Origin of the sequence: Paenibacillus sp. HGF5, from assembly GCF_000204455.1 — a bacterium.
In the GTDB taxonomy this organism is placed as follows: domain Bacteria; phylum Bacillota; class Bacilli; order Paenibacillales; family Paenibacillaceae; genus Paenibacillus_AQ; species Paenibacillus_AQ lautus_A.
Genome location: NZ_AEXS01000065.1, coordinates 1 through 8,423, shown reverse-complemented (window position 1 = coordinate 8,423; position 8,423 = coordinate 1). Strand labels below are relative to the sequence as shown.

At 53.6% G+C, this 8,423-nt stretch carries 8 protein-coding genes; 7 read left to right on the top strand and 1 reads right to left on the bottom strand.

All coding sequences use genetic code 11. The annotated features are described in order from the left end of the window. Positions 1–368 precede the first annotated feature (368 nt). From HMPREF9412_RS10510 to HMPREF9412_RS32865, 7 genes are all read left to right on the top strand, one after another. Complete coding sequence (locus HMPREF9412_RS10510) at positions 369–1,199, top strand: AraC family transcriptional regulator (RefSeq protein WP_254664026.1); 831 nt, start codon at positions 369–371, stop codon at positions 1,197–1,199. Between the two features lie 258 nt (positions 1,200–1,457). Continuing rightward, positions 1,458–2,609 (top strand): Gfo/Idh/MocA family protein, encoded by a 1,152-nt coding sequence (locus HMPREF9412_RS10505; protein WP_009591438.1) that lies wholly within the window; start codon positions 1,458–1,460, stop codon positions 2,607–2,609. Positions 2,610–2,808: 199 nt separating this feature from the next. After that, complete coding sequence (locus HMPREF9412_RS10500) at positions 2,809–3,978, top strand: dihydrodipicolinate synthase family protein (protein WP_009591444.1); 1,170 nt, start codon at positions 2,809–2,811, stop codon at positions 3,976–3,978. A gap of 38 nt (positions 3,979–4,016) precedes the next feature. Then, on the top strand, positions 4,017–4,838 hold the full coding sequence (locus HMPREF9412_RS10495; protein WP_009591442.1) for a sugar phosphate isomerase/epimerase family protein: 822 nt from the start codon (positions 4,017–4,019) through the stop codon (positions 4,836–4,838). A gap of 76 nt (positions 4,839–4,914) precedes the next feature. Continuing rightward, entirely contained in the window at positions 4,915–6,156 is a 1,242-nt protein-coding gene (locus HMPREF9412_RS10490) for a Gfo/Idh/MocA family protein (RefSeq protein ID WP_009591445.1), read from the top strand. A 405-nt stretch (positions 6,157–6,561) separates the two neighbouring features. Then, positions 6,562–6,852 carry a hypothetical protein gene (locus HMPREF9412_RS10485; RefSeq protein ID WP_009591446.1) on the top strand — a complete coding sequence of 97 codons (291 nt, stop codon included), beginning with the start codon at positions 6,562–6,564 and terminating at the stop codon, positions 6,850–6,852. Between the two features lie 32 nt (positions 6,853–6,884). Beyond that, entirely contained in the window at positions 6,885–7,730 is an 846-nt protein-coding gene (locus tag HMPREF9412_RS32865; protein ID WP_036671884.1) for a hypothetical protein, read from the top strand. A 263-nt stretch (positions 7,731–7,993) separates the two neighbouring features. On the opposite strand, the gene HMPREF9412_RS10475 is transcribed toward HMPREF9412_RS32865, so the two are convergent. Further along, on the bottom strand, positions 7,994–8,423 hold a 430-nt coding region (locus HMPREF9412_RS10475; RefSeq protein ID WP_036671882.1), incomplete at its 5' end, for an alpha/beta hydrolase.

Sequence of the window (8,423 nt, the reverse complement as noted above, 5' to 3'; positions counted from 1 at the left end):
TATAACATTCAGGGTCCTCAACAAGGATGAACTTTTCAAGGAATGTCCATGATCAAAGAACGATGATTAGGTGGATGTTTGATCGACACCAAGCTAATCGTTGTTGAGTATATATTCGATTGACCAAGACATGAGTGTATGGAGCGAATTGGATGTTAAAGCATATTCACCGTTTCCAACTAGAAAGCGCCATGCAAGATAAACTTTCAAATAGGGGACCGCAAAATTTTGAACGGATGGGCCCGTGTACACTCAGACGCATCCTTGGATTTGCTACGTTGATTTTGTCAAATGTTGTATAGAAGCCGCAGATCGCGCTAAAATGGCTTTAAATGTAACGCTAAAAAAACGGGGGCTTCGCCGTGACGATGAAATGGATCGACTTGTCCAGGAATGCGATAGACTTATACGAGCAGAAACATAGGGGCGGGCATCTCGTGTCCGAGCACTATCACCAGACGCACCAGCTGCTATTTGTGCTGGAAGGGGAAGGCACTATCCGGTTAGGGGGTGAAGTACGGAAGTTGGCGGTCGACGATACGGCGCTGATCGTTCCGTATTCCGTCCACTCCGTCATGTCCGACTTCAGGCTGACCTTGTTAGTGTTAGCGTTTGACGAGGCAGTGCTCGATCCGGATATGAGGGAGCAGCTGCTCCACGCCTACTTTCCGGCCTCCTGCCTGATGAAGCCGGGATTGTTTGCTGCGAGCGAACTGCGTCAGCTGCTGAGGAAAATGCTGTTCGAGCAGTCCAGGGAGCTGTCGCCGCTCGTCCGGCTTTCGCTCAAAGTCCAGCTGTCCCAGTTGCTGCTCTTGCTGGTTCGATCGTCCGGAACGGAGGCCGCCGGAGCGGGCTCCGGCTCCAACAAGCTGCGCGCCGAGAAAATTCGCAGCTATATCGATTCGAAGTATTTTGATCCTCTGACCGCGGGGGACATCGCCTCCAAGCTGGACATCAGCACGCGGCACGTGAACAACATCTTCAAGGAACGGTACAACATGACACCGATGCAATATTTGACCGAGGTACGCATCCGCGTCGCCCAGAAGTTGCTGGTGGAAACGGGTAAGGACATTATTTCGATCTGCTTCGAGGTCGGCTACGATTCCGTATCTACGTTTTACCGGTCGTTCAAAGCTGTCGCCAAGCTGTCACCAAAAACGTACCGGGAGCTGAACGCGCCCGAGCATGCTGAGTAGGCAGGGATCCTTCCGTCAAATGGACAGCGAGTGCACAATGTGCGATCAAAGGAACAAGATAACGATCAAAGGACGTCCGGCCGATTGATTGAAACATATTTTCCCCTTCATCCCCCATCGGCTAAACGTCGGCGGGGATTTTGTTTTTCGCTCGAATAATTCGCTTCCAAAATTGAGAATCGTGTTCCCGTAATCGTAAGAAAAGCGGTTTCGCATCGACTACAATACGATTATACGAAGCGAAGGGAGCGATGAACGATGGCAGTTCGCAACATCGGCATTATTATGAACGGCGTTACCGGACGGATGGGAACCAACCAGCATTTGGTCCGTTCGATTCTTGCGATTCGAAAGCAAGGGGGCGTCGCGCTACCGGACGGAGACGTCATCATGCCCGACCCGATTCTGGTCGGACGGCAGGAGAGCAAGCTGCAGGCGCTGGCCGCCGCCCACGGCATCGAACGTTGGAGTACCGATCTTGAAGCATGCCTCGCCGATCCGTACGATGAAATCTATTTCGACAGCCAGACGACGGTGCGCCGCGCCGAAAGCATCAAGCAGGCGATCGCCGCGGGAAAGCATATTTATTGCGAGAAGCCGACGGCCGTCGATTTGGAAGGGGCGCTTGAACTGGCTAGCATCGCCGCTGAGGCCGGGGTGAGAAACGGTGTCGTGCAAGACAAGCTGTTTTTGCCAGGATTGCTCAAGCTGAAGCGCTTAAACGACTCTGGCTACTTCGGGCGTATCCTGTCCGTGCGGATGGAGTTCGGCTATTGGGTGTTCGAGGGCGACTGGCAGCAGGGTCAGCGGCCATCGTGGAACTACCGCAAGGAAGACGGCGGCGGTATTATCGTCGACATGTTTGCACACTGGCGCTATGTTCTCGAGAATTTGTTCGGGGAAGTGAAGGCTGTTTCCTGTCTTGCCGCTACACATATACCGAAACGTCTGGATGAACAGGGCGTTCCGTACGATTGCACGGCGGACGATGCGGCGTACGCCATATTTGAGCTGGAAGGCGGCATTATCGTGCAGGCCAACTCGTCCTGGGCGGTGCGCGTAGACCGCGACGATCTGCTCACGGTTACGGTCGACGGCACCGAAGGCAGCGCCGTGGCAGGTTTGCGGGACTGCAAGACGCAGCATCGGGTCAATACGCCGAAGCCGGTATGGAATCCGGACATTCCGAACCCGTTCCAGTTCCGTGACCAATGGGTGGAGGTGCCGGACAACGCATCATACGACAACGCGTTCAAGGTGCAATGGGAACTCTTCTTGAAGCATGTCGTCATCGGCACGCCGTTTCCGTGGGATTTGCTCGAAGGCGCGAAGGGCACCCAGCTTGCCGATCTCAGCTTGCAGTCGTGGCAGGAACGCCGCTGGATCGACGTGCCGAAGCTGAGCCTGTAAAAACAAATACTAAAAAAATCGGCTTTTCAGCACCGAGAAGGTTGGATGAAGCTAGGGACTGAGCAACGCAGCGTAGGTGAGCCTACGTGAGTAGCGGAAGGCCCGGCTGAATTCAAGATTCGACGTCGAGTAAGCTTCATAGCTATACTTCGTGATCAAAAGCCGATTTTTTAATTACCTCTTAAGGAGGGGAATACAGATGGCCAAATCGTTGCTCCTCCCCCGCGCAGGGGGAGCGTTGTATGAATATACTCCGGGAAAAGCAGGCTCGTTCTCCGTGCCGGCCAAGCCGTTTACGGGCCGCATCGCCTTCTCGGCCGCCCATGTCGTCTGCGATCCGTTTGCGGACGCAGATCCGCTGCATCAATCGCAGATTGATTGGAACTTGACGCTCTCCTACCGGCACCATCTGTGGTCGCTCGGTCTGGCCGTGGCGGAAGCGATGGATACCGCCCAACGCGGCATGGGCCTCGACTGGAACCGCTCGAAGGAGCTTATCCGCGCTTCGATCGCGGAAGCGCGATCGGTCGGTGGCAAAATCGCCTGCGGCGCGGGAACCGACCATCTGTTTCCGGGACCGTCGATCACGATTGCCGACGTGGAAGCCGCCTATGAAGAGCAAGTTGGCTTCATCGAAGGCGAGGGCGGTCAAGTCATTCTGATGGCGAGCCGCGCGCTTGCCGCCTGCGCGAAAGGGCCCGAGGATTACCAGCGGGTGTATGGGCGCATTTTGGGACAGGTGAAACAGCCGGTCATTCTGCATTGGCTCGGCGACATGTTCGATCCAGCTCTGGCCGGCTATTGGGGATTCAAGGACGATCTGGACGAGGCGATGGACGTTTGTTTGCGCGTCATTCGGGCAAACGCGGAGAAGGTCGACGGGATTAAAATCTCGCTGCTCGATGCCGGCAAAGAAATCAAGATGCGCCGGCTGCTGCCGGAAGGCGTCAAGATGTACACCGGCGACGACTTCAACTACCCGGAACTGATCAAGGGTGATGAGCAGGGCTACAGCCATGCGCTGCTCGGCATATTCGACGCGATCGCGCCGGCCGCCGCCCAGGCGCTTCATGCGCTAGACGCAGGGGATCTGGTCAGTTATGAGGCGATTATGGAGCCTAGCGTTGCCTTGTCGCGTCATATTTTCCAGAAGCCGACGTACGCCTACAAGACGGGAATTGTGTTCATGGCCTACTTGAACGGCAGCCAACCGCATTTCCGCATGATCGGGGGAGCGGAGGGATCGCGCTCGATCGTCCATTTGGCCGAGCTGTTCGTGCTTGCCGACAGGGCGGGGCTATTGGCCGATCCGGAGCTTGCCGCCGAACGGATGAAGCCTGTCTTGGCGCTGGCGGGTATTCGGCCGTAATCATGTATAGAGATGTTTGAAATCCGGGAGGGATCAGTATGGAACCGCTTCGTTCCATAGACAGACTCAGCTTGAACCAGATTACGACCGATCGGCTGAATATGCGTGAGGCCGTGGAAGCATGCGTTCGCGCCGAAGTGCCTTGGATCGCGCTGTGGCGGCATAAAGTGGCCGAGACCGGCCTGGCCGAGAGCAAGCGGCTTGTGCGGGACGCGGGCCTGCGCGTCTCCAGCCTGTGCCGTGGGGGTTATTTTCCGGCGGCCACCGCGCCTGCGCGCAAAGAGCGGATGGACGACAATCGCCGCGCTGTCGAGGAAGCGGCCGAGCTCGGCACCGATGTGCTCGTGCTCGTTTGCGGACCGGCGCCAGACCGGGATATCGATTTCGCCCGCAAGACGGTCGAAGAAGCGATCGCGGAACTTGTGCCGTTCGCCCGCTCGCACGGAGTCAAGCTCGGCATCGAGCCTTTGCACCCGATGTACGCCGCTGAACGCTCCGTCATCAATACGCTGGCGCAAGCCAACACGCTCGCGGAGCAGCACGACCCGCAAGACGTCGGCGTCGTCGTCGATGCATTCCACGTCTGGTGGGACCCCGAACTGTACGCGCAAATTGAGCGGGCCAGGGGGCGTATACTCGGCTTCCACGTCTCCGATTGGATCGTGCCGGTACCCGACCTGCTGATGGGCAGAGGGATGATGGGGGACGGCGTTATCGAGTTGCGCCGGATGCGTCATGCCGTTGAAGCGGCCGGTTACGTGGGGGCGATCGAGGTGGAAATCTTCAACCGGCAGGTATGGGATATGCCGGGAGACGAGGCGCTCACGATCATCAAGGAACGTTATTTGCAGCATGTATGAATTATAAATTTGCAGCTTTGGCGGGCCGGGAGAATCGTTTCCGGCTCGTCAAGGCATAGCTTTGGAGGGAAGGAATGTGAAGATTTGTCGCACCGCGCTGATCGGGATCGGGGGATTCGGCGCTGAACATGTGAAAGTCATGCAGAAGCTGGTCGAAGAGGGTAGCCTGCAGGTTGCTGCTTTTGCGGAGCCGAATGTCGGCGCTCATCAGGAGTCTTACGGCAAGCTGACCGCGCTTGGGGCCGTCCATTATATAGACTACGTGCAGATGCTCACGCTGCATCCGGATATCGATTTCGTCGTCCTCGTCACGCCGATCTCCTCCCACAAGCCGATGTGCATCCAGGTGATGCGGATGGGCTTTCACGTGCTGGTGGAGAAGCCCCCGGCGGTAACGATTCAGGACTTGGACGAGATGATCGCGGTGCAGAGGGAGACCGGGCGCTTGTGCCAGGTGAACTTCCAGAATACGTCGGGCCAGGCATTCCGAACGCTGCTGGAAAGGATCGGCTCCGGTGTGCTCGGGCAGGTGGAGCATGTGGTCGGCATTGGCATGTGGAAACGGCTTCGCTCTTACTACGATCGAACCCGCTGGGCCGGCAAACTGGTCAGCGACGGCCAGTATGTGCTGGACGGGACGTTCAACAATCCGTTCGCTCACTTGCTGCACCATAGTTTGCTGGCGGCCGGAGGAGGCGCCGCAGACTTGTACCCGGAATCGGTGCAGGCCGAGCTTTACCACGTCAATGACATCGATGGGGACGATGTCTCCTGTATTCGCGCCGTTATGGCTAACGGTGTGAGCGTTCATTTTTACGCCATGCTTTGTCACGAAGTCAGCGAAGTGCCTTCGATTGCCGTGTATGGAACGCAAGGGGAAGCGCATTGGAATTACCAGAACAAGTTGACCATTCGCGCACAGGACGCCGAAGAGGATTTGGCGTTTGGTCCGACTGATTTGATGTGCAGCATGTATCTGAACCTAATGGAAGCGATCGAAACCCCAGGGAAACCACTCTTCTCGCCGCTCAAGGCAAGCCGAGGCTTCGTGCTGGTATCCAACGGCGCCTATGAGTCGGCTCGCGCCGTTCGTGCCATTCCCGGCCGATTCGTGACCGAGCGGGAGGATGGAGATTCCACGGTGCGCCTGCTGCCCAGCTTGTCCGAGAAGATGAGAGACGCGGCAGCGAAGCGGCAGCTGTACAGTGAATATCCGCTCCCTTGGGCGACGCCGACCCGGCTGTTCCGGATGGAGGGCTACAGCCGATTCGAGCTGCCTGCCACTATGTGCACAAATAACGAAAGACCGACCAATTAGAGGCGTTCCTTTAGGGCTCTTCTTTTTACAATGTTCGAGGTTTAATCTAAAGATAAACCAAAAATCAATAGCTTGCCGAGGCAACTCCACTTTTCACTGCTATTTGGATTCCAAAACAGTTAAAGTTGGGGTTTCTTGTTGCAAGGGGAAGCCGACAAATTACATGTATTAAAAATTCATTTTATGTATTTTTGGAGGCATGTTACCTATTTAAATGAATCAGGACCAAGTGGTCTCTGGTTCTTTATTTTGTTTACCTGACTAATTCCTCACTTTACAGTTTACATACAACTACCTTTTTAAGTTATTACCAAATTGATTTAAGGGAGTACATTTTTTTATTTCATCCTGAAGGTAGAATGATAAACATGAGAGCTCTTTATTACAGTCGGAGGGATGGGAAAAATGAAAGCGGTTTTAGACAGCTCCCGAAAGTACGGCGCAACAAAAAGGAAAAAAAACTTTCTGTACTACATCAAAAGAGACGGTCAGTTATATTTTCTTTTGCTGCTGCCTATGGCGTATATCCTGATTTTCAAGTATGCACCCATCTATGGCCTTATGATGGCATTCCAAGATTACAACATTTTTGAAGGAATTAGAGGGAGCGAATGGGTAGGATTGGATGTGTTCCGGTTTATTTTTGAGCAGGACAGCTTCTACCGTGCATTGAAGAATACGCAACTGTATCCGTAGAAATTGTTGCAGGATGGGGCCTTGATGACATTGTGGACCAGCTCCGCAATAGACTGGCGAATTTCTCTTATCCGTTGGGCACTGGGTTAGGCAACTATAGCCAATCCAAGTATGACGCTTTTGTGGCCGAGGTGGATAAAGCGGAGGAGATGGCCTTCAACCCGGATCTGAGCAAAGAGCAGTTTGACGGGGAACTGGATAATCTCGCTCAGGCGGAAGAGGCTCTGTTAGGTTCGCTTAACAGCGTGCAGAATGGCGTTGCCTATAACGCTTACCGGGATTTCTCCGGCGATACGGTAGGCAAATACCCTTACGGTATCACCACCGAAGATCTGACCAATGGAGCTACCGCAACGGTAAAGGAAGAGGATGGGAATAAATTTCTTCGACTGACCACGACCGCTACCTCGGGCAAGGCAAACCTGTTCCTGCCATATACAGGGGAGGTAAAAGCGGAGGGGGATCAGCGCATCGTCATCGAATATCGCGCCAGATTAAACAGCAGCTTCCAATACGCGAATGGCGCCATGATGAGAAACGACAGCGGTACCGGCAATTATTCGATGGTCACTGCTTTTGATACCGGTAAGTTTATTGTACAGAACGGCGGATCCAAGAAAGCAGTCCAAAACGTGTCCTACAATACATGGTACAAAATCAAAATGGTGGCCAACTGGGATAACAAAACCTACAACGTCTACCTCGACGATGTTCCGGTAGCTACGGATTACAATTTCCGCCATACAGGCGGTGACAAGCTGATCGGACAACGGTTCGGGATCGACGGATACGCCAATGCCTCCATCGATTTTGATGATTTCAAAGCTATGGTCATCTTCCCATTCGATGGGCCCATGCCTATTCAGGAAGAAAGGTAAATGTTTTAGTTGTCATGTATACACAAAAATAAATTTAATGCAAAGGAGAAGCTTTGGTTTGTAATCTCAATGTCTGTTAAAATTCAGCCAATTGCTAACATCTTCAAGTGTGTTTTTCAACGCTGATAACACGGCTTACCATCTCAAGTAGAAAAACAATCCCTGAAATATGAGAGAGCCGATAACCGCGTAATAGGGTTATCGGCTCTCTGTCTGTACAACTAGCTCTTTGACATGCGTTTATCAGCGACCTCTTGATTATGTCACTTGTTGCTGGTCTTCTTGATCAAGTCCACGCCATCGTATGCCAGACTTTCCACACTTACAGCCTTCTGCAGTATGTAATGATCAAAAAAGTTCTTCGTGTAGTCTGTAACAAGATTTCGCATCTCCATAGCATCCCGTTCGCCTCTGAGTTCCTCATTAACACTGGTAAACACGATGTCGCAGTAATCTAAATGCGCAACACGATCAACAGAGAAATAATAGGTTTCCATGCTATTGTTAGCGCCAATTATCGCATTCATGTTATAGTTAGGTTCGCAAAACAGTAGCAAGAAGGGTTTCTTAAGGTCGCTGCCCTGAAGGCCGAACGCACCGCTATCCAAGCCAATCCCGCAGGCGAACCGCTCGTCGTCCCGGCAAACCATCGCCGTCGTAGGCCCTCCATAAGAATGTCCGACTATGCCCATG